The following is a 20131-nucleotide window of genomic DNA, read 5'->3' on the forward strand; positions in this document are numbered from 1 at the left end:
TGGCCGACGGCGTCACCGAGGAGGAGATCCGGGCCGCAACGCAGGCGAACATCGTCGAATGACAGGATGTCTGCACCGGGTCCTTCCGGTGCACACATACAGCCGGAAAAGCAACAAGAGGGAACAGCCCCCATGCATCAGGACGCACCGATGACCGCCAACCGGATCGAGGCCTTGTTCACCCAATCCGATCAGCGCTTTCTTTGCGCCCGTTGGGGACGGCCCGTGGCACCGGTCATTTTCGGCCTGGCCGATGAATCACTGGACATCTTTCGGGCCGCCATCAAGGCCGGCTTCGCCCATGCTGGCCACCCGGTGATCGAGACCGATCCCGAGATGGGCGCCAATCTGATGGTCTTCTTCCTGCGCAGCTGGGACGAGCTGAAGGATATCCCCGACCTTGCCCATCTGACCGGCGTCGCGGACCTGCCACAGCGGTTGGCCGGGGGCACGGCCGATCAGTACCGACTGTTCCGCTATGACGACCATGGCGGCATCCGGGCCTGCCTGACCTTCCTGAACATGTCAGGTCCGCTGGCCGAGGCGCATCCCGGCCTTTTGGCCGAACGCGTGATGATGCAATCGGCCCTGACCTTCGCCAAGGATTTCACGGCTGACGGGCAGATGGCCGCGCTGATCCGCGCGGCCTATGATCCGGTCCTGCCCGTGGCCTCCGATCAGCCGACCCACGCATTGCGCCTTGCAGCGCGCGTGGCCGCGCAGGCCTAGGGGGTCAGACCTTCGGGGTCGGGCAGTCCATTGGCGCGCGCCGTGGCCGTCAGGGTATTGGCCAGCAGGCAGGCGATGGTCATGGGGCCGACGCCCCCCGGCACGGGTGTCAGGGCGCCCGCCACCTGTTCGACCGATGCCTGATCGACATCGCCCACCAGCCCGTTTTCGGTCCGGTTGATGCCCACATCGATGACCGTTGCACCGGGTTTGATCCAATCGCCCTTGACGAAACCGGCGCGACCGACCGCCGCCACCACGATATCCGCCTGACGGCACAGCCCCGGCAGGTCGGCGGTGCGCGAATGGGCCACGGTCACCGTCGCACTGTCGCGCAGCAGCAACTGGGCCATCGGCTTGCCGACGATATTGCTGCGCCCGATCACCACCGCGTTCTTGCCCGACAGCGAACCCAACCGGTCGCGCAGCAGCATCAGGCAGCCCAAGGGCGTGCAGGGCACCATGGCCTTCTGCCCGGTGGCCAGACGCCCGACATTCAGGATATGGAACCCGTCCACGTCTTTTTCGGGGGCGATGGCATTGATGACCGCGGCCTCGTCCATGTGATCCGGCAGCGGCAGCTGCACCAGGATGCCATTCACCGCCGGATCGGCATTCAGGCGCGCGACCAGCGCCAGCAGGTCGTCCTGCACGGTGTCGACGGGCAGCCGGTGTTCGAACGACTCCATGCCCACTTCGCGCGTCATCCGCCCCTTGGAGCGGACATAGACCTGGCTTGCCGGATCCTCGCCCACCAGAACCACCGCCAGACCGGGCGTGATGCCGCGTTCGGCCATGTTGGCCACCTCGGCTGCGATGCGCTTGCGAAGACGGGCGGCAAATGCCTTGCCGTCGATGATCTGAGCGGTCATGGGCGATCCTTGTTCAAGTGGCGTTCTTCCTGCGCGATGGCGGCCTCGATCAAGGCGCGCCACAACCGATCATAGAGATCGGGGTCAAGCCCGTGTCGCAGGGCATGAGCGCGGATGTTGGCCACGACCTCCTCTACCCTTTCGGGAATGCGGGCGGGCCAGCCATTTCCCGCCTTGATGCGGGCCGCACGATCAATCAGCGCGTGGCGACGGGCCAGAAGCGCCATCAATTCGCTATCCAGCGCATCGATTTCCAGGCGCAGGGCGGGCATATCCGGAATGTCATCGGTCGGTGTCATGATGGCGACCCATTGCACTTTCGGACGCCGAATCGCAAGGGCCTCGGCCCTAGTCCCGGTCCTGCGCGACGATGGATTTGCGCAGTTTCCGGATCATCGCCTGCAGCTGCTGCAATTCCTCCAGCGACATCCCCAATCCGGACACCACGCAGGACCGGATGTGGCTGGAATGGGCCTGCAGCGCCCTTCCCTGATCCGTCAGCGACACGATGACCCGCCGTTCGTCCAAGGGATCACGATTGCGCACGACAAGACCTGCAGCTTCGATGCGCTTGATCAGCGGAGTCAGGGTGCTGCTGTCCAGCCCAAGACTACCCCCGATCTGGCCGACCGTCTGGTCATCCTGCGTCCACAGCGACATCAACACCAGATATTGCGAATAGGTCAGGCCAAGAGGGTCCAGCAGCGGCTTGTAGATCCGCCCGAAGGCCAGATTGACGGCATAGACGTCAAAGCAAAGCATGTCGTCGAACGGGGATTCTTTGATCTGGTTCATTCGCGCATTTTAGGTGGCGCACGATTGGATCGCAACGATTGCTTTTATTCGCAAAGCCATTATATGTCGCGCAATAAATTATCGCGAAAGGTTAATTCATGGTTACCAAGGTCCTGTATCGCACCGCTGCTGTCGCCTCTGGCGGGGGTCGCGACGGCCACACCGCCACCCTTGATGGCAGCGCCGGGTTCGATCTGACCGTCCCCAAGGAACTGGGCGGCATGTCGGATGCAGGGATGAATCCCGAAAAGCTGTTTGCCCTAGGGTATTCGGCCTGCTTCATGGGGGCATTGCGCCATTACGCGGCCTCGCAGAAGGTGCAGGTTCCGGCGGAGACATCGGTCAAGGTTTCGGTGGGAATCGGCCCGCGCGACGATAACGGCTTTGGCCTGGACGTGCAGATCATCGTGGACCTGCCGGGCATGGACCGTGATCAGGCGCAGGACCTGATCCAGGGGGCGCATCACGTATGCCCTTATTCGCATGCCGCCGCCAGCACGTTGGCGATCGCACCGGTCCTGGCCTGAGGCTATGAAAAAGCCCCCGATCCTGTCCGGATCGGGGGCCTATTGCTGTCAAAGCTTTTTCGGGCGTCACGCGGGCGCCGGATCGCCCCCGGGGTTCGGACCGGTTTTTGGCACCGCCGTCACCGATGGGATCTTGGTCTTGGGTGTATCATCGTCATTACTGTCCAGGGAATCGCCGCGGACGATCTTGCCGATCTCTTCGCCGGTCAGGGTTTCGTATTCCAGCAGGCCCTTGGCCAGACGCTCGAACTCGACCTCTTTCTCGATCAGAATGCGGCGGGCTTCCTGGTAGCCGCTCTCGATCAGTTCGCGCACTTCCTGCTCGATCAGCTCCTTGGTCGCTGCCGAAACAGAAAAGCCGCCGGTGCTGCCGTTATAGCCCTCATGGGCTTCGGCGTAATCAACGGCACCGACCTTGTCGGACATGCCCCACCGCATCACCATCGCGCGGGCCAAGGCGCTGGCCTGCTGGATGTCGCCGGCAGGACCGTTGGACACGCCTTCCTCGCCATATTTGATGATCTCGGCAGCCTTGCCGGCCATCGTCATAATGATCTTCTGCTTGGCCTCGTCCTTGTGGAAATTCAGCCGGTCCATTTCAGGCAGGCTGACAACCATCCCCAAGGCACCACCGCGCGGAATGATCGTGGCCTTGTAGACCGGATCGCATTTGGGCAGCGACAGGCCGACGATCGCGTGCCCAGCCTCGTGATAAGCGGTCTTTTCCTTCTGCTCGGGCGTCAGGACCATGCTGCGGCGCTCGACACCCAGCATCACCTTGTCCTTGGCGCTTTCGAAATCTGCCATGCTGACGAAACGGCGGCCGATCCGGGCGGCGGTCAGGGCGGCTTCGTTCACCAGGTTCATCAGATCCGCACCCGAAAATCCGGGCGTGCCGCGGGCGATCAGGCGCAGATCGACGTCGGGGCCCACGGGGACCTTGCGTGCATGGACCGACAGGATTTTTTCGCGGCCCTTGATGTCGGGGTTCGGCACGTGGATTTGACGGTCGAAGCGGCCAGGACGCAGCAGCGCGGGGTCCAAGACGTCCTTGCGGTTGGTGGCCGCGATAATGATGATGCCTTCGTTGGCCTCGAACCCGTCCATCTCGACCAGCAGCTGGTTCAGCGTCTGTTCGCGTTCATCATTGCCGCCGCCGATGCCCACGCCGCGCGCACGGCCCACGGCGTCGATTTCGTCGATGAACAGGATGCAGGGCGAGGATTTCTTGGCCTGCTCGAACATGTCGCGCACGCGGCTGGCGCCGACACCCACGAACATCTCGACGAAATCCGACCCCGAGATGGTGAAGAACGGCACGCCAGCTTCGCCCGCGATGGCGCGCGCCAGCAGCGTCTTACCGGTGCCCGGAGGGCCGACCAGCAGCGCACCCTTCGGGATCTTGCCCCCAAGGCGGCTGAATTTCTGCGGATTGCGCAGGAATTCGACAATCTCTTCCAGCTCTTCCTTGGCCTCGTCGATGCCCGCGACGTCGTCGAAGGTCACGCGGCCATGCTTTTCGGTCAAAAGCTTGGCCTTGGACTTGCCAAAGCCCATCGCGCCGCCCTTACCACCGCCCTGCATGCGGTTCATGAAGAAGATCCACACCCCGATCAGCAGGATGAACGGCAGCCAGACGCCGATCAGCGACATCAACCCCGAGCTTTGCTGCTTGACCACGCGGACATTGATGCCCTGTGCGATCAGCTTGTCGGTGATCTCCTCGCCCATCGGGCGCACGGTGGTGTATTCCTGACCATCCGCGCCGGTCATGGCGACATCCTCACCATCGATGGTGACCGAGCTGACCTGTTCGTTCTGAACGCGCTGGATGAAGTCGGAATAGCTGATCTGGCGGCCATTCATGGCGGTCGAGCCGTCGCTGAACAGATTGAACAGGGCCAGAACCATCAGGAACAGAACCACCCAGAAGGCGAAATTTCGTGCGTTGCCCAAAACGGGTCCTCCGGCGGAATGCGGTTTGAATTGAAAATAGGGATTATCGCGACAGGTTCAATGCGCCTTCACCAGACTGCGGAAATCTGCCGCGCCCCTGAGGGCCGAAACCGTGATCCCCGGCACCTGTCGCAACAGCGGCGCGCCGATCAGGCGGTCCCTCTGCCATATCGCGGGGCTTGCGGCGGCCTCGTCCCGCAACAGACCCGAATCACGCCAGCCAAGCTGCGGCAGCAGATCCGTCCCCAACATGGCCACATGCTGTCCGGGCTGCAAACCCGTGATCCGCCAACGGCGGTCCCAGGTCTGCGTGACCGAACCCATCTGATGCACAGCATCCGCCCGCGCGGCCGCGGCGGCTTCGCGGGTCAGGCGCAGGCGTCCCCCGGCAGGTGACAGCATCACCCCGTCCAGCGTCACTCGCCCCTGCGCCATCATCGCTTCCAGCGCATGCAGCAGCGTCGCGCGGCGTGGTGGATAATCGGCGCCCGTCACCCACCGACAGCCCGCAACCAGAATGCGGCGGCGGATCTCGGGCGGTGCCTCGCGCAACTCCGGCAGGGGCAGCGACAGGCTGCCGCGGTCGAACTGGACGTCACGCGCGACCATCAGCGCGAAATCGCACAGGGCGTCGCGGGCATCCGCAATATGCTGCGCCGACCGCGCCAGCCCTGCGACATCCAGCCCCAGGATGCCGATGGTCTGGCGCACGCGCACCCGGTCGAACTCGGCATTGTCATTGCTGGGGTCGTCGATCCAGGAATGGCCTTTCCGGTGCAGCCATTGCCGCAAATCATCACGCCCGACCCCCAGCATTGGCCGCAGCCAGCGCATGTCGAAAGCATCGCGCCAAGTCGCCATCGCCGCCAGCCCGTCGATGCCCGATCCACGTTCCAGCCGCATGATCAGCGTTTCGGCCACGTCATCGGCCGTGTGCCCCAAGGCCACGGCGGGCAGGTTGTTGCGATGCGCCCAACCCGACAGCAGCCGCAGCCGCGCATCGCGGGCTTGAGCCATCAGGTTGCCGACATCGGTCTGGCGCTGCCACAGCAGGACAGCGTGGGGCAAGGACAGGGCGCGGGCGGCCCGGGCGACGGCCTGCGCCTCGGCGGCGCTTTCAGGGCGCAACCCGTGATCGACGGTGGCGACCATCAGTTTGCGCCCCCTGGCCCAATCGGCGGCGACATGCATCATCGCGATGGAATCCCCACCCCCCGACACCGCCAGCCCAAGCGCGGGCAGATCCCCCGCCAGCTTGTCCAGCGCGGCTTGGATCGTGGCGACGGGATCGGTCATCGCGGGGTCACTGGTATTCGGCCATGTCCGCAGCAGCCTCGGCGTTCAGCGAGGAGTCTAGAAGCGGGTCCAGCGCCCCCAGGTCATCGACGCCGCAGCCCAGTTCCGACACGCGCTGTTGCGCTGTGGCGGCCTGGGGCGTACCGGGAAAGCGTGCGGGTACTTCGGCCAAATACAGACAGGCGGCGGTGGCATCGCCCTGCCCCTCGATCACCGTGGCAATGCCCAGCAGGCTTTCGCCTGCGCGCGGGCCATCAGGATCGGCCGAGAAGCCTTCCAGCCATGCGGCAGCGGCCTCACGCGGCTGACCAGCCAGCTGCAAGGCCTGCCCCCGCAGGAACAGAGCCTCGGCGGTCAGAGGACCACCAGCATGTGTCTGTGCGACATCGGCAAACATCTGCGCTGCACGGGCGTGATCACCCTGATCCAGAACGGCACGGGCAGCGTCGAAATCTTCCTGTTCGCTGCGGGTCGTCGCGGGATCATCGCCAGATGACGGTGCAGGCGCGGCGGGGGCCACCTCCGGATTGCCGCCCGCATGCGGGACGGTCGTCGTCAGGCTGGACAGATCGCAGGTCTCGTCAATCTCGCACAGGCGAAATTCCAGATCGGCCAGCTGACGGTCGGTGTCGCGGGACATGCTGTTGATGCGGTTCTGCAGACGCTCGGCCTGGTTGGTCAGCTGCATCAGGTGGCTTTCCATCGCGTTCATGCGATCGATGGCCGATGCCCCGCCCGCCGCCTGAAAGCCCGCCGTCCCCGAGGCCCGCAATTCCGACCGCAGGGATTGCAACTGGCCGCGCAGATCCGACAGCTGGCCACGCAGATCGGCCAGCGTGGCCGCATCGGGCGCAGCCCAGGCCCCCCCGGCCAGCGACACCGCCAGCATCACCGAAAGCGCGGCCCGTCGGATCATGCGCCGACCCCGCTGTCGTTGACGACGGTCACGGCGCGGCGGTTCTTGGCATAGCAGGCTTCGTCCGAACAGGTCTCGGCGGGGCGTTCCTTGCCGAAGGACAGCGTGCGGATGCGGCCGGGATCAACCCCTTGGGCCACCAAATATTCTTGCACCGCGCTGGCTCGACGGGCACCCAAGGCCAGGTTGTATTCGCGCGTACCGGTTTCCTCGGCATGGCCCTGGATGATGGCCGTGAAATTGCCGTTCTGCGACAGCCAGGCCGCCTGGCGCGCCAGAACCGCGCGGGCATCGGATGTCAGGGTCGTCTGATCGACAGGGAACAGCACGGTATCGCCGACGGTCCCCTGGAAATACTGCGCCGTCGCCTGCGACCCAAGCGTTCCACCATTCAGATCGCCCTGGAACACCGCGCCCCCGCCGACCGCGGCATAGGGGTCGACCACGGGCGGTGCCGCCGGCGGCGCTGGCTGGGCGCAGGCGGCCAAGGCCAGCAGGCACCCCGTCAATGCGGTCTTCGTCGCGATGTTCATCATGTCATCCTCATGGCATCAGGGGGCCCCAGGACGGATCCGAGGCGGCAAAATCGAGGTTCATCGGTCGCATGTTCCGCCCGGTGATGTCCACGGAATGCAACCTCGGCTGACCATTTCCCCCGGGGGTGACGCGCGTGAACATCACCACGCGGCCATTGGGCGCCCAGGTCGGGCCCTCGTCCAGGAAGGATTGGGTCAGCATTTTCTCCGACGACCCGTCCGTGCGCATCACGCCGATATGGAAGGTGCTGCCCATCTGCTTGGTAAAGGCGATCATGTCGCCCTTGGGGGACCAGACGGGTGCACCGTATCGCCCGTCGGCAAAGCTGATGCGGGTCGGCTCTCCACCCTCGATGGGCATGATGTAAAGCTGCGGCGTGCCCGAACGGTCGCTTTCGAAGACGATGCGCTTGCCATCCGGGCTGAAGCTGGGCGATGTCTCGATCGAGGGCGACGTCGTCAGCGGCCGCTCCGCGCCGGTCGCCACATCCATCAGCCAGATGTCGGTATTGCCGCCGTCTTCATGCGAATAGGCCACCCACCGCCCGTCGGGGCTGAAGGACGGCGAAAACGCCATCGTGCCCTGGTCGATCGTCAACGGTCGCGACGTCACCGTGGCCACATCCATCAACTGGATCTGCGGAAACCCGCTGTCATAGCTGGTATAGAGCAGCTTGCGCCCGTCAGCCGAAAACTTGGGCGCCAGCACAAGGGACGAACTGTCCGTCATCCACAGGATGTTTGCGCCGTCGTAATCCATGACGCCGATGCGCTTGATGCGGGCGTTCTTGGGCCCGGTCTCCTGCACGAAGGCCACGCGGCTGTCGAAATAGGGCTTTTCCCCCGTCAGCCGGGCATAGACCTGATCGGCAATCTTGTGGGCGGCGCGGCGCCAATCGGCGGCGCGGGCGTCAAACTGCATCCCGTCGCCCTGCGGCTGGCCCGACACGACGTCGTAAAGCCGGAACCGCACGCTGATGTTGTCACCGTTCTGCGTCACTTCGGCCGAGACCATGGCCTGTGCATCCACCGCGCGCCAATCCTCATAGCTGACGGCTTCGGCAAAGCTGGCGGGCTTGGCGACATGGCTTTCGGCGGGGATCTCGCGGAACAGGCCCGTGCCGGTCAGATCGTCGGCGACGACTCCGCGCACCTTGGCCGCCAGTTCGGTCGAACCGTGGAACTGCGGGATTGCGATGGTCATCGGCTCGATGACGCCATCGGTGATCTCGATGCGAAGGGGGGCGTCCTGTGCATGGGCCGCGCTGCCGATCACGCCGGTCGAAACCGACAGGGCCATCAGCAAGGCGGGTGCGAGGATAAGCTTGCGGAACATGACGTCCTCATTACCTTGGGTCGGGCGAAAGCGAAAGGCCGCCCTCGTCCCTTGTTATACTTAAAATTCAACGCCGTCGGGGCGGAAATCCACCACGACATCACGCCAGCGCCCGTATTTGGACGCAGGCAGGTCGAAACCCGCGCGCCCGCACATCAAAATGGCACGGCGGGCAACCTCGAAGGCCTGCTGGGCTCCCGTTTCCGAACCACCCCGATAATCCACGATGCGCAAGCTGTTCTGGTCGGGCACCCCCTGCGGGGTCAGGCTGAAGCCCACCGACACGGTCATCCGCGACGCTTCGACCGACAGCGCCCCGACATTCCAGCAGTTCTGGATGGCAAAGCGCAGGCCTTCGCGTTCCGCAAATGACATCGGCTGGCCCATCGGCGCGGCGTTGGCATCATCCTGCCCGTCGCGGGTCTCGGGGGTGACGGGCACCAGCTGCATCAGGTCGCGCGGCGGACCCGAGACGTCATTCTCCGTCCCCTCGCCGCCATTGCCGGCCATGGCGCCGGCCAGCGCCGCCGCCAGCGGGTCCTGCCCCGCCGAAGCGCCGCTGCCGCCTTCAATCGACTGGCGATCCCCGCCAAAGGCATCCCCGGACGAGGCGCTGTCCTGCCCCTCGTTGCCCGCGCCGCCTTCCTGCGCCTCGCGCAGCGCATCCTCCAGCGCGCGCTGGTTCGCCTCCGCCTGCCGCGCGGCCTCGCGGGCGGCTTCCGCCTCGGCCTGGCGTTCTGCCTCAGCTTGGCGTTCTGCCTCGGCCTGGCGCTCCGCTTCCGCCTCTCGGGCAGCCTCGGCCTCTCGCTCGGCTTGGGCCTGACGCTCGGCTTCGGCGCGGCGCTCCTCCTCGGCCTGACGGTCGGCCTCGGCCTGACGCTCGGCTTCTGCTTGGCGTTCGGCTTCGGCCTGACGCTCTTCCTCGGCAAGGCGTTCGGCTTCTTCCCGTGCAGCTGCCGCGCGACGCTCTTCGGCCTCCCGCTCGGCGTCCGCCTCGGCCTCGGCCTCGGTTTCTGCCTGGCGGGCCGCTTCGGCTTCTCGCTCGGCCTGAGCCTGACGCTCCGCTTCTGCGCGGCGCTCCGCCTCTGCTTCCTGCTCTGCCGCGGCGCGACGCTCGGCTTCCGCAGCCGCAGTTTCGCGTGCCTCTTCGGCGCGACGCTCTTCGGCGGCCTGCTCGGCGGCCTCAGCAGCGCGGCGTTCGGCCGCCTGTTCCTCGGCTGCCGCCGCAGCCGCCCGTTCTGCCGCCTGCTCTGCCGCCTCTTGGGCCGCAAGGCGGGCTGCTTCCTCGCGGGCGGCCTCCTGCGCAGCTTGCCTTTCGGCCTCCGCCTCGGCGGCGCGTTCGGTGGCGGCGCGCTGTTCAGCCGCGCGGGCCGCCTCTGCAGCGGCCTGACGTCGGTTGAATTCCTCGACCAGACCAGCCGGGCGATCCTGCGGTCGCGGCGAGGCATCCAGTGCCAGCGCCGAACGCGGCGCAACCGGGGCCGCTGCCGCATCAGGGGCCGCCGCGACCGGCTGGCTGGGCTGGGCCGCGGGTGCGGGCGCCGACGGCGCGGCGGGAATGCGCGGCGCATCCTCGGGCTGCTGATCGGCAGCCGTTGCAGGCAGATCGGTCGCGACCTCGACCGGATCGGCAGCATCGAAATCGCTCAGATCCGGCACGGGCTCGGATCCGTCCGGCTCGGCCAGTTGCGCCGCATCGGCGGGCTGCGGGGGCTGGGCATCCACGGGCCGCGCAGTGCCGTTGACATCGACCTGCTGTTCGGACTGGTCGGCCACGGCCGAGGCATCGGCACCCACCGGCCCTGCCCCCCGCGACGCCGCCGCCAGCCTTTCGAAATCGGACCCGCTGATCGTCGAAACCTGGGTCGAGCGCACCGGCGTGCTGGGCTGGGGACGGAACAGTGCCCCGCCCACGATCGCCCAGAGGATCAGCGCCGCATGCGCGACCCCGGAAACCCAATAACCGGTGCGGCTCTCACGCTCATCCATGGGTTAGCCATCCATCCGGGGGCCGCCGGCCTCGGTGACAAGGACGATGTCGGTGATGCCGGCGGCGTTCAGCGCGCCCATGATCTGGACCACCCGCGCATAGGGGATCGCCCCGTCGGCGCGCAGGAAGACACGGCCCGACTGGCGATCGGCCAGCGCGGTGCGCAGCGCGGCCACGACCTGCGTGTCCTCGACCGGCTGATCCATGACCAGCATCTGCCCCTCGGCGGGGATCGAGATGACCAGCGGTTCCTCCTGCTCGGTCGGAACGGCATTGGCGGCGGTCTGCGGCAGGTTCAGCGGCACCCCCGCCGTCATCAGGGGTGCGGCGACCATGAAGATGACCAGCAGCACCAGCATCACGTCCACGAAGGGCGTGACGTTGATCTCGGACATCGGCTGGTTGCGCCGGCGCCCCTTGCGGCTGACCCGTTTGACGACCGAGGATCCCATGACCTAGGCCTCGTCCATCTGGCGCGACAGCAGGGTCGAGAATTCGTCCGAGAACGCCTCCCACCCGCCAGTGATGCGTTCCGCGTCGCCCGACAGCTTGTTGTAGAAGACGACCGCCGGGATGGCCGCGACCAGGCCCAATGCGGTGGCCAGCAGCGCCTCGGCGATGCCCGGCGCCACGACGGCCAGGCTGGTATCCTGGGACAGCGCGATCCCCTCGAAGGCGGTCTTGATGCCCCAGACGGTGCCGAAAAGACCGATGAAGGGCGCGGTGGACCCGACCGTCGCCAGGAAGGACAGGCCGCGGAACAGGCGCTGTTCCTCGCGCTGGATGGCGACGTTCATCGCCCGGTCGATGCGGCTGATGCCACCGGCGATCAGGCGGCCGTCGTCGCGATGGCTGCGGCGCCATTCGGTCATGCCGGCAGCAAAGATCCGTTCAGAGGCCCCCTTGGGACGATCCCCCAGACGGTCATAGAGGTCGTCCAGCGGTTCACCCGACCAGAAGGCGCGGTCGAAACGGGCGGCCTCGGCGCGGGCGCGGGCGAAGACCATGAATTTCTGCACGATGATCGCCCAGGCCCAGAAAGAGGCCGCGATCAGGATGATCATGACGACCTGAACCGTCAGGGATGCGCGGAAGAACAACGCCATTGCCGAGAAATCGAGGGCCTCAGCGGCCTGAATGGGTTCCATAATCACTGCCTTATCATCAAGGATCGTCGGCCGCTTGCCGCAGCCTGCTGTTGCGCGTCTTTTACCGCGTTCCTAGCAACTGTTTCAGCCCCCGGCGCAACACAATGGCGTCACTTTTACGCAATGCGCAGCCGATATGCCGCAATCGCGCGATAGGAGGGGCGCAGCGCATCGGCCATTTCGGCCAATGCGCCCTGCAACACGGGCAGCGGACCTTCGGGTCCGCCAAAGCCGGTCGAACGGTTCACGGCCTCGTACCAGACCGCGCCCCAGACCCCATCCTCGGGGTGGGGACCGGGGGTCCAGGTCAGCATCGCGGGCGTGAATTCGATCCCGATGGCGGCGCAGAGGGCGCGCAGCGCGCGGTCCGGGTCGCGGCGGATATCGGCACTGTCGATCACCACCGGGGCGGGGCCGCGTTCGGACATCTCGCGGAACATCTGCCACTGGCGGTCAAAGCCCAGTTCGGCCGGATCGGGCAGACCGCGTTTCTGCGCGAAGGACGCAACCACCCGTTCGGGTTCGCGAATCAAAAAGACATTGGTCAGGCCATCGGTCCAATCCAGATTCATGTCGGGCAGCATGTGCTGGACCATGTGCTTCTGGTATTGCAGGGGCGCCGTGGCCTGCGTGGTCAGGTCTGGCAGCACGTCCCGCCAATTCGTCGGCTGACTGGCGATGATGTCGTCGCGCATCGGGTGCGGCAGACCCGTGCGCATCAGGTAATGCGCATAGAAGGGCTCGTCCACGCAGGCGCAATCGCCACGCGCGCCGAAACTGCGCATCATCGCCGTGGACAGGTTGCGCGGCCCCGACCACATGGCGATGCGCCGGGTCATGACAGCAGCGCCCCTGCCAGACCCGCAGGCAGGCGCACGGGGCGGCCCTTGCCGTCCAGGCAGGCGATGGTGACGCGGGCGGTGAACAGGGTTTCGTCACCGCGCAGAACCCTCTGATCGACGACGACACGGGCCGCACTGCCCTGCGCCAGGTCTGTCGTGACCGTCAGCAGGTCGTCGAACCGGGCGGGGCGCAGGTAGTCGGCCTCGACCCGCCGGACGGCAAAGACATGGCCCGTGGTCCGCTGCATCGCCAGCTGGTCAACTCCCAGTGTCCGCAGCCATTCGCTGCGCCCGCGTTCGATGAATTTCAGATAGTTGGCGTAATAGACGATACCGGCAAGGTCGGTATCCTCGTAATAGACGCGAAGAGTGATGTCATGGCTCATGGCGCGCAGGCTAAGGGGCCGAAGGCGCCGGTGCAATCGGCCTTACTCGGGGAACAGCGTCGCCTGACCGGGCGGGGTCGGCACGTCCAGCCCCAGATGCCGCCATGCGCGGGTCGCCAGCTGACGCCCGCGCGGCGTTCGGGCGACCAGGCCCTGCTGCAGCAGATAGGGCTCGATCACCTCCTCGATGGCGTCGCGGCTTTCCGACAGCGCCGCCGACAGCGTCTCGACCCCGACCGGCCCGCCGGCATAGTGCTGGGCCATCAGCGTCAGATAGCGGCGGTCCGCCCCGTCCAGGCCCAGATCATCCACTCCAAGCCGGTTCAGTGCGATATCCGCGATCTCGCGCGTCAGGCGGCCGTTGCCTTCCACCAGCGCAAAGTCCACCACGCGGCGCAGCAGGCGGCCCGCGATGCGGGGCGTGCCACGGGCGCGGCGGGCGATCTCCATCGTGCCTTCGGGGTCGGCGCTGATCCCCATCAGGCGCGCGCCGCGCTGTACGATCAGGTCCAGTTCAGCGATTTCATAAAATTGCAGGCGCGTGGGAATGCCGAAGCGGTCGCGCAGCGGCGTCGTCAGCAGGCCAAGCCGAGTTGTAGCCCCGACCAGCGTGAAGGGCTGCAATTCGATGCGGACCGTACGGGCGGCGGGGCCCTCACCGATCACCAGGTCCAGCTCGAAATCCTCCATCGCGGGGTACAGGACCTCCTCGACCGCCGGGTTCATGCGGTGGATCTCGTCGATGAACAGGACGTCGCGTGCCTCGAGATTCGTCAGGATCGCCGCCAGGTCGCCCGCCCGCGCGATGACCGGCCCCGAGGTCATGCGGAAATTCACGCCCAGTTCGCGTGCCATGATCTGCGCCAAGGTCGTCTTGCCCAGACCCGGAGGGCCAAAGAACAGCGTGTGGTCCATGGCCTTGCCGCGCATCTTGGCGCTTTCGATGAACACCTTCAGGTTGGCGCGGGCCTCTGCTTGACCGACGAATTCGGACAGGTTCTGCGGGCGAAGGGCGCGGTCCTCGGCATCACCCTCCAGCTTTTCGGGGCGCAGATCGGGGTCGGGATGGGTCATCAATCGCTCCAGGGACCCTCGCGGCGGCTGGTGCCGCTGCGGGGAATGCGGGTGCCGGCCGAAGGTGCGGAGGGGCCAGGCGTCTTCGTGTCCCGCATCGCCATCAGCCGGGCAATGCGCTCCTCGGTCGGGGGATGTGTTGTGAACAGCTTGTCCATCCGCAGGCCGGACAGAGGGTTGATGATGAACATCGCCGCCGCGGCAGGATTGCGTTCGGCAGGCATGTTGACCGTGCGCCCCGCCGCGGTCGCGATGCGCTGCAAGGCAGACGCCAAGGCCCGCGGCTGGCCGCAGATCTGGGCGCCGGTGGCGTCGGCCTCGTATTCGCGGGCGCGCGAAATGGCCATCTGCACCATGGTCGCGGCCAAAGGCGCCAGGATCATCGCGGCGATCGAACCCAGCATCCCGCCCCGGTCGTCCCGCCGGGTGAAGATCATCATGTTCCCCATCATCGCGATGGCACCGGCCATCGTGGCCGTGATCGTCATGGTCAGCGTATCACGATGCTTGATATGGGCCAGCTCATGCGCGATCACGCCAGCCAGTTCGTCGGCCGTCAGCGTATTCACCAGCCCCTGCGTCACGGCGACGGCGGCATTTTCGGGATTTCGTCCCGTGGCAAAAGCATTGGGCTGTTCGGTCGGCAGCAAATAAAGCCTGGGCATGGGCAGGCCCGCCCGATCGGCAAGGTCGGCCGTCATCCGGTGCAGGGCGGCGCCCTGCGTCGGCGACAGTTCGACGGCACCCTGCTGACGCAGCACCATCTTGTCGCTGTTCCAATAGCTGAAGAAGTTCATGCCCCCTGCGATCAGGAAGGCGATGATCACCCCTCCCTGCCCGCCCATCATCCAGCCCAATGCCATGACCAGGGCGGTCATGGCGGCCATCAGCAAGAAGACCTTCGCGTTACCTGCCATCTGTGCTTCCCCTTGGATCAATCCTTGGGCGCCAAGGCCCTCAGCGCCGCGCGGATCAACGCCTGCATGGATGCCGCGGGTTCCCGTGCCTGCGCCTCGGCCACGGCGCCAGCCGCTTCGGACGGACCATAGCCCAGGTTCGTCAGCGCCGACAGCGCATCCGCCATGGCCTGCCCCGCATGCGCATCGTCGGCGGCCGGGCGCGCCTTGGTGCCGGGGATCGACCCCGGCGCCAAGGCGGCGGGCGCGCCGGGCTCGATGCCCGGCTCGTCCGCACCCCCGCCTGCCATCTGTGCGCCGGCATCGACCGTGAAGCTGCCGCCCAAGGCCATCACCGAAGGCGCCTTGTCCTTCAGTTCCAGCACGATGCGTTGCGCCAGTTTGGGCCCCACTCCGTTTGCCTTGCGCACGGATGCCCAATCGCCCAACGCGATGGCCCGGCCCAAACCCTCGGGACCAAGTGTCCCAAGGATCGCCAGCGACACTTTGGCGCCCACGCCCTGCACGCTGGTCAGCAACCGGTGCCATTCCTTTTCCAGCATGGTGGTAAAGCCGAACAGCTGCAGCAGATCCTCGCGGACAACCAACTCGGTATAGAGGGCCACCGCCTGCCCGACGGGTGGCAGCCCCGCCCCCGTCCGTTCGCTGACATGCACGATGTAACCCACGCCCCGCACATCAATCAGCACGTTATCCTGGGCGCGGTGGATGATGATCCCGGCGATCCGACCGATCATGCCGCACCGGCCTTGGGTTGCGCCACGCGCAGGCTGCGGCCCTGCAGATGCCGGGCATGACAGATGGCAATGGCCAGCGCATCGGCGGCATCCGCGCTTTCGAACTGCACCCCTGCCAGCTGGACGCGCACCATATGCTGCACCTGCTCCTTGCCGGCATGCCCCACGCCCACGACCGTCTTCTTGACCGCGTTCGGGGCATATTCACCGACCGTGATCCCCGCCTCGGCCGGGGCCAGCAATGCGACGCCGCGGGCCTGTCCCAGTTTCAGCGTTCCGGTCGCATCCTTGTTGACAAAGGTCTGTTCCACGGCGGCCTCGTCGGGCTGATGCGTGGCGATCACCGCGCAAAGCCCGCGGAACAGGACCGACAGACGCGCGCCCAGAGTTTGATCGCCGTCCGAGTGGATGACGCCATTGGCGACATGGCGGATGCGGGACCCGTCCACCTGGATGATCCCCCATCCCATGTTGCGCAGACCGGGATCGATGCCCAAGACCTTCATGCTGCCCCCTTTTTTTCTCATGACTAGCACGAAGCGCGAACATCCGCCAAGGCGCTATTCTTCCAGCACGTCCAGCACGCCGGGAACGGCCCGCAGCGCCTGACGCGCCGGGGTGCTCAGGGGGGCGTCGTTCGCGATTTCGATCTCGATGACCTCGTCGCCTTCGCGCAGGCGCAGACGCACCGGGCCGCGCGACCGCGAGGGCACGATGATGTCGCTACGGATGCGGCCCAAGACCTCGGCCAGGCGCGGAATGGTGTCGGCGCCCTGCATCTCGACGGCCAGGCACCCGGCACCCGCATCCGCCACCGCGTCTTCCAGCGCCGTCACGGAATTGGCCAGCATCTTGACCTGATCGCCCGATGGTTCGACCTTGACCTGCAAGACCACGTTCTGCCCCGGTTCCAGCCGGTCACGCGAGGCGTTCAGCAGGTCGGAAAACACCGTGACCTCATAGAGCCCGGTCGGGTCGGACAGGCTGACAAAAGCGTATTGCGTGCCCTTGGCAGATTTGCGTTCCATGCGCGCGGCGACGGTGCCCGCGATCTGGGCCACCAAGGGACCGCCCAAGGCCTCCTGGCTGATCTCGGCCAGCGTCTGGACCTTCTTGCGGCGCAGGGCCGGGATGTAATCGTCCAATGGATGGCCGGACAGATAGAAACCGACGGCCTTGTGTTCTTCGGCCAGTTTTTCGGCCGGCAGCCAGATGCCCGCGATTGGCGCGCGCGGCGGCGGCAGATCCTCTCCGCCTCCGAACAGCGATGTCTGGTTGGAACTGGCCTGTTCCTGCACCGCCGCCGACCAGGCGACCAGCCCGTCCAGCGACTTCATCACCCGCGCCCGGTTATCGTCCAGCTGGTCGAAGGCGCCCGCCCGGGCCAGCATCTCCAGCGGGCGCTTGCCGACGCGTTTCATGTCCACCCGGCGGGCGAAATCGAACAGGTCGCGGAACGGCTCGTCGCCCCGCGCGGTCTCGATCAGCTTCATAGCGTCCAGACCGACGCCCTTCAGCGCGCCAAGCGCATAGTGGATGCGGCCTTCCTTGACGGTAAAGGTGGGCGCAGACCGGCTGACGCAGGGGGGCACGATCTCGATCCCCATCCGGTCGCATTCGCGTTTGTAGATCGCCAGCTTGTCGGTCAGGTGGATGTCGCAGTTCATTACCGCGGCCATGAATTCCACCGGGTGGTTCGCCTTCAGCCAGGCCGTCTGATAGCTGACCACGGCATAGGCCGCCGCGTGCGATTTGTTGAAGCCATAATTGGCGAATTTTTCCAGCAGGTCGAAGACCTCTCCGGCCTTCTTTTCAGGGACCTTGTTCTCGATCGAACCCTTGATGAATTTCGGGCGTTCCTTGGCCATCTCCGCGGCGATCTTCTTGCCCATGGCGCGGCGCAGCAGGTCGGCACCGCCCAGGGAATATCCCGCCATGACCTGGGCGATCTGCATCACCTGCTCCTGATAGACAATGATGCCCTGCGTTTCGGCCAGGATGAAATCGATGCTGGGATGGACCGATTCCAGATCGCGCAGCCCGTTCTTGACCTCGCAATAGGTCGGGATGTTCTCCATCGGGCCAGGACGGTACAGCGCCACCAGCGCCACGATATCCTCGATGCAGGTGGGCTTCATGCGGCGCAGCGCGTCCATCATGCCGCTGGATTCCACCTGGAAGACCGCAACCGTGCGGGCGCTGGCGAACAGGTCATAGCTGGCCTTGTCGTCCAGCGGGATCAGGTTGATCTGATTTTCCGTCCCCGGCGCGGGGTCGTAAAGCTGCCGCCCGTCGGCCGCGATGTGCAGAGGACGCCCGCCCCCGTTGATCAGATCGACCGCGTTCTGGATGACGGTCAGGGTCTTCAGACCCAGAAAGTCGAACTTGACTAGCCCGGCCTGTTCCACCCATTTCATGTTGAACTGCGTCGCCGGCATGTCGGACGCCGGATCGCGATAGAGCGGCACCAGCCGGTCCAGCGGACGGTCCCCGATCACCACCCCCGCCGCGTGGGTGGATGCGTTGCGGTAAAGCCCCTCCAGCTGTTCGGCGTAATCCAGCAGGCGCTTGACGACCTCCTCGCGGGCTGCCTCGCGCAGGCGGGGTTCATCGGCACGGGCCTTGGTGATGCTGACGGGCTTAACGCCCTCGACGGGGATCATCTTGGACAGGCGGTCCACCTGACCGAAGGGCAATTGCAGCACCCGGCCCACGTCGCGCACGGCGGCCTTGGACAGAAGCGCACCGAAGGTGATGATCTGGCCGACCTTGTCGGCACCATACTTGCCTTGAACATAGCGGATCACTTCTTCGCGGCGGTCCATGCAGAAGTCGATGTCGAAATCCGGCATGCTGACCCGTTCTGGGTTCAAAAAGCGTTCGAACAGCAGGGAATATCGCAGCGGGTCAAGGTCGGTGATGGTCAGCGCATAGGCGACCAGCGATCCCGCGCCCGAACCCCGTCCCGGCCCCACAGGGATGCCCTGATCCTTGGCCCAGCCGATGAAATCGGCCACGATCAGAAAATATCCGGGGAAGCCCATCTGCTCGATGATGCCCAGCTCGAAATCCAGGCGGGCGTGGTAATCCTCGACGCTGACGGCATGGGGGATGACCCTCAGCCGCGCCTCAAGGCCTTCACGCGCCTGCCTGCGCAGCTCGGCGACCTCGTCATCGGCGAATTTCGGCAGGATCGGCGCGTGCTTGGCCACGGCAAAGGCGCAGCGGCGGGCGATCTCGACGGTGTTCTCGATCGCCTCAGGCAGGTCGGCGAAGAGGACCACCATTTCCTGCGGCGTCTTGAAATAATGCTGCGGCGTCAGGCGGCGGCGGGGCTGGGACTGGTCGACATAGGCCTTTTCCGCAATGCAGATCAGCGCGTCATGCGCCTCGTACATGGTCGATTTCGGGAAATAGACGTCGTTCGTCGCGACCAGCGGCAGGTCGCGCGCATAGGCCAGCTCGATCAGCCCGGCCTCGGATGCGGCTTCGGCCAGCATCAACTGGCCGTTTTCGCCCGGATGGCGTTGCAATTCGACATAGAGCCGCGTGGGGAAGGCCTTGGCCAGCCTGTCGGCCAGCGCGGCGGCCTTGTCGGCCTGCCCCTGCGCGATCAGCAACCCCAAGGGACCCATCGCGCCGCCGGTCAGACAGATCAACCCTTCGGAGCGTTCGCACAATTCCTCGACCGTCACATGCGGCAAGGCCCCCCCCCCGTCCCGCAGGTAAAGACACGAGGACAGCGACATCAGGTTCAGCCAGCCTGCCTGGTTCTGCGCCAACAGGACGACCGGCCCGGTGGTCTCGGCCTGCAGCGTCACCTGACAGCCGACGATGGGCTGCACGCCCTTGTCGCGGGCCTTCACGCTGAATTCCAGCGCCGCGAACATGTTGTTGCTGTCGGTCAGCGCGACCGCCGGCATGCCGGCATCTGCCGCCAAACTGGGCAGCTTGCCTACGGGAATGGCACCTTCCAGCAAGGAATGCTCGGAATGTGTGCGAAGGTGGATGAATCGAGGGGATTTTTCGGCCATGATCGGGACAGTATCTCAGCCTGACCAAACAGCGCAATTG

The 20131-nt window shown here is 65.9% G+C and carries 20 protein-coding genes; 2 read left to right on the top strand and 18 right to left on the bottom strand.

Annotated features, from left to right (window positions below; genetic code table 11):
• The first annotated feature begins 132 nt into the window (after positions 1 to 132).
• Positions 133 to 729 (top strand): hypothetical protein, encoded by a 597-nt coding sequence (locus DKT70_RS13575; RefSeq protein WP_233490586.1) that lies wholly within the window; start codon positions 133 to 135, stop codon positions 727 to 729.
• On the opposite strand, the gene folD is transcribed toward DKT70_RS13575, so the two are convergent.
• Genes folD through DKT70_RS13590 form a run of 3 tightly spaced genes read right to left on the bottom strand, consistent with a single transcriptional unit; the run spans position 726 to position 2396 of the window.
• Complete coding sequence (gene folD, locus DKT70_RS13580) at positions 726 to 1601, bottom strand: bifunctional methylenetetrahydrofolate dehydrogenase/methenyltetrahydrofolate cyclohydrolase FolD (protein WP_111559654.1); 876 nt, start codon at positions 1599 to 1601, stop codon at positions 726 to 728. The two genes, DKT70_RS13575 and folD, sit on opposite strands and share 4 nt — an antisense overlap.
• Complete coding sequence (locus DKT70_RS13585) at positions 1598 to 1900, bottom strand: chorismate mutase (protein WP_111559655.1); 303 nt, start codon at positions 1898 to 1900, stop codon at positions 1598 to 1600. Before DKT70_RS13585 ends, folD begins: the two co-directional genes overlap by 4 nt.
• A 49-nt stretch (positions 1901 to 1949) precedes the next feature.
• Positions 1950 to 2396, bottom strand: coding sequence for a MarR family winged helix-turn-helix transcriptional regulator (locus DKT70_RS13590; protein ID WP_111559656.1), 447 nt, complete (start codon positions 2394 to 2396; stop codon positions 1950 to 1952).
• Between the two features lie 98 nt (positions 2397 to 2494).
• On the opposite strand from DKT70_RS13590, the gene DKT70_RS13595 reads away from it, so the two are divergent.
• Positions 2495 to 2923 (top strand): organic hydroperoxide resistance protein, encoded by a 429-nt coding sequence (locus DKT70_RS13595; RefSeq protein WP_111559657.1) that lies wholly within the window; start codon positions 2495 to 2497, stop codon positions 2921 to 2923.
• 66 nt (positions 2924 to 2989) lie between these two features.
• Here DKT70_RS13595 and ftsH read toward each other — a convergent pair whose 3' ends face one another.
• The 15 genes from ftsH to dnaE all read right to left on the bottom strand — a co-directional run bounded on the left by ftsH (position 2990) and on the right by dnaE (position 20091).
• Positions 2990 to 4879, bottom strand: a complete 1890-nt coding sequence (gene ftsH, locus DKT70_RS13600) for an ATP-dependent zinc metalloprotease FtsH (protein ID WP_111559658.1) — start codon at positions 4877 to 4879, stop codon at positions 2990 to 2992.
• A gap of 57 nt (positions 4880 to 4936) precedes the next feature.
• Positions 4937 to 6175 (bottom strand): tRNA lysidine(34) synthetase TilS, encoded by a 1239-nt coding sequence (gene tilS, locus DKT70_RS13605; RefSeq protein WP_111559659.1) that lies wholly within the window; start codon positions 6173 to 6175, stop codon positions 4937 to 4939.
• 7 nt (positions 6176 to 6182) lie between these two features.
• Positions 6183 to 7091: a tol-pal system YbgF family protein gene (locus tag DKT70_RS13610; protein WP_233490587.1), complete on the bottom strand. Its 909-nt coding sequence runs from the start codon at positions 7089 to 7091 to the stop codon at positions 6183 to 6185.
• Positions 7088 to 7624 (bottom strand): peptidoglycan-associated lipoprotein Pal, encoded by a 537-nt coding sequence (gene pal, locus DKT70_RS13615; RefSeq protein WP_111559692.1) that lies wholly within the window; start codon positions 7622 to 7624, stop codon positions 7088 to 7090. The genes DKT70_RS13610 and pal overlap by 4 nt, the downstream gene beginning before the upstream one ends.
• 10 nt (positions 7625 to 7634) lie before the next feature.
• On the bottom strand, positions 7635 to 8963 hold the full coding sequence (gene tolB, locus DKT70_RS13620; protein ID WP_111559660.1) for a Tol-Pal system beta propeller repeat protein TolB: 1329 nt from the start codon (positions 8961 to 8963) through the stop codon (positions 7635 to 7637).
• Positions 8964 to 9023: 60 nt separating this feature from the next.
• Positions 9024 to 10952, bottom strand: coding sequence for a hypothetical protein (locus DKT70_RS13625; RefSeq protein WP_111559661.1), 1929 nt, complete (start codon positions 10950 to 10952; stop codon positions 9024 to 9026).
• Between the two features lie 3 nt (positions 10953 to 10955).
• Positions 10956 to 11405 (bottom strand): protein TolR, encoded by a 450-nt coding sequence (gene tolR, locus DKT70_RS13630; protein ID WP_072298434.1) that lies wholly within the window; start codon positions 11403 to 11405, stop codon positions 10956 to 10958.
• 3 nt (positions 11406 to 11408) lie between these two features.
• Entirely contained in the window at positions 11409 to 12101 is a 693-nt protein-coding gene (gene tolQ, locus DKT70_RS13635; RefSeq protein ID WP_111559662.1) for a protein TolQ, read from the bottom strand.
• Positions 12102 to 12217: 116 nt separating this feature from the next.
• Entirely contained in the window at positions 12218 to 12940 is a 723-nt protein-coding gene (locus DKT70_RS13640; RefSeq protein WP_111559663.1) for a sulfotransferase-like domain-containing protein, read from the bottom strand.
• Positions 12937 to 13329, bottom strand: a complete 393-nt coding sequence (ybgC, locus tag DKT70_RS13645) for a tol-pal system-associated acyl-CoA thioesterase (RefSeq protein WP_111559664.1) — start codon at positions 13327 to 13329, stop codon at positions 12937 to 12939. Before ybgC ends, DKT70_RS13640 begins: the two co-directional genes overlap by 4 nt.
• A 42-nt stretch (positions 13330 to 13371) precedes the next feature.
• On the bottom strand, positions 13372 to 14403 hold the full coding sequence (gene ruvB / locus DKT70_RS13650) for a Holliday junction branch migration DNA helicase RuvB (RefSeq protein ID WP_111559665.1): 1032 nt from the start codon (positions 14401 to 14403) through the stop codon (positions 13372 to 13374).
• Complete coding sequence (gene htpX / locus DKT70_RS13655) at positions 14403 to 15320, bottom strand: zinc metalloprotease HtpX (RefSeq protein WP_111559666.1); 918 nt, start codon at positions 15318 to 15320, stop codon at positions 14403 to 14405. Before htpX ends, ruvB begins: the two co-directional genes overlap by 1 nt.
• Before the next feature lie 17 nt (positions 15321 to 15337).
• On the bottom strand, positions 15338 to 16057 hold the full coding sequence (gene ruvA, locus DKT70_RS13660; protein WP_111559667.1) for a Holliday junction branch migration protein RuvA: 720 nt from the start codon (positions 16055 to 16057) through the stop codon (positions 15338 to 15340).
• Positions 16054 to 16563: a crossover junction endodeoxyribonuclease RuvC gene (gene ruvC / locus DKT70_RS13665; RefSeq protein WP_111559668.1), complete on the bottom strand. Its 510-nt coding sequence runs from the start codon at positions 16561 to 16563 to the stop codon at positions 16054 to 16056. Before ruvC ends, ruvA begins: the two co-directional genes overlap by 4 nt.
• 54 nt (positions 16564 to 16617) lie before the next feature.
• A complete protein-coding gene (dnaE, locus tag DKT70_RS13670; protein WP_111559669.1) occupies positions 16618 to 20091 on the bottom strand; it encodes a DNA polymerase III subunit alpha in 3474 nt (1157 codons plus the stop codon).
• Between the last annotated feature and the right edge of the window lie 40 nt (positions 20092 to 20131).

It is taken from the genome of Paracoccus sediminilitoris (genome assembly GCF_003259195.1).
Classification (GTDB): domain Bacteria; phylum Pseudomonadota; class Alphaproteobacteria; order Rhodobacterales; family Rhodobacteraceae; genus Paracoccus; species Paracoccus sediminilitoris.

What these genes read in the sequence shown, in the direction of transcription:
- DKT70_RS13575 (WP_233490586.1), top strand. Translation starts at nt 133, where the DNA reads ATGCATCAGGACGCACCGATGACCGCCAACCGGATCGAGGCCTTGTTC.
- folD (WP_111559654.1), bottom strand. Translation starts at nt 1,601, where the DNA reads ATGACCGCTCAGATCATCGACGGCAAGGCATTTGCCGCCCGTCTTCGC.
- DKT70_RS13585 (WP_111559655.1), bottom strand. Translation starts at nt 1,900, where the DNA reads ATGACACCGACCGATGACATTCCGGATATGCCCGCCCTGCGCCTGGAA.
- DKT70_RS13590 (WP_111559656.1), bottom strand. Translation starts at nt 2,396, where the DNA reads ATGAACCAGATCAAAGAATCCCCGTTCGACGACATGCTTTGCTTTGAC.
- DKT70_RS13595 (WP_111559657.1), top strand. Translation starts at nt 2,495, where the DNA reads ATGGTTACCAAGGTCCTGTATCGCACCGCTGCTGTCGCCTCTGGCGGG.
- tilS (WP_111559659.1), bottom strand. Translation starts at nt 6,175, where the DNA reads ATGACCGATCCCGTCGCCACGATCCAAGCCGCGCTGGACAAGCTGGCG.
- DKT70_RS13610 (WP_233490587.1), bottom strand. Translation starts at nt 7,091, where the DNA reads ATGATCCGACGGGCCGCGCTTTCGGTGATGCTGGCGGTGTCGCTGGCC.
- pal (WP_111559692.1), bottom strand. Translation starts at nt 7,624, where the DNA reads ATGAACATCGCGACGAAGACCGCATTGACGGGGTGCCTGCTGGCCTTG.
- tolB (WP_111559660.1), bottom strand. Translation starts at nt 8,963, where the DNA reads ATGTTCCGCAAGCTTATCCTCGCACCCGCCTTGCTGATGGCCCTGTCG.
- DKT70_RS13625 (WP_111559661.1), bottom strand. Translation starts at nt 10,952, where the DNA reads ATGGATGAGCGTGAGAGCCGCACCGGTTATTGGGTTTCCGGGGTCGCG.
- tolR (WP_072298434.1), bottom strand. Translation starts at nt 11,405, where the DNA reads ATGGGATCCTCGGTCGTCAAACGGGTCAGCCGCAAGGGGCGCCGGCGC.
- tolQ (WP_111559662.1), bottom strand. Translation starts at nt 12,101, where the DNA reads ATGGAACCCATTCAGGCCGCTGAGGCCCTCGATTTCTCGGCAATGGCG.
- DKT70_RS13640 (WP_111559663.1), bottom strand. Translation starts at nt 12,940, where the DNA reads ATGACCCGGCGCATCGCCATGTGGTCGGGGCCGCGCAACCTGTCCACG.
- ybgC (WP_111559664.1), bottom strand. Translation starts at nt 13,329, where the DNA reads ATGAGCCATGACATCACTCTTCGCGTCTATTACGAGGATACCGACCTT.
- ruvB (WP_111559665.1), bottom strand. Translation starts at nt 14,403, where the DNA reads ATGACCCATCCCGACCCCGATCTGCGCCCCGAAAAGCTGGAGGGTGAT.
- htpX (WP_111559666.1), bottom strand. Translation starts at nt 15,320, where the DNA reads ATGGCAGGTAACGCGAAGGTCTTCTTGCTGATGGCCGCCATGACCGCC.
- ruvA (WP_111559667.1), bottom strand. Translation starts at nt 16,057, where the DNA reads ATGATCGGTCGGATCGCCGGGATCATCATCCACCGCGCCCAGGATAAC.
- ruvC (WP_111559668.1), bottom strand. Translation starts at nt 16,563, where the DNA reads ATGAAGGTCTTGGGCATCGATCCCGGTCTGCGCAACATGGGATGGGGG.
- dnaE (WP_111559669.1), bottom strand. Translation starts at nt 20,091, where the DNA reads ATGGCCGAAAAATCCCCTCGATTCATCCACCTTCGCACACATTCCGAG.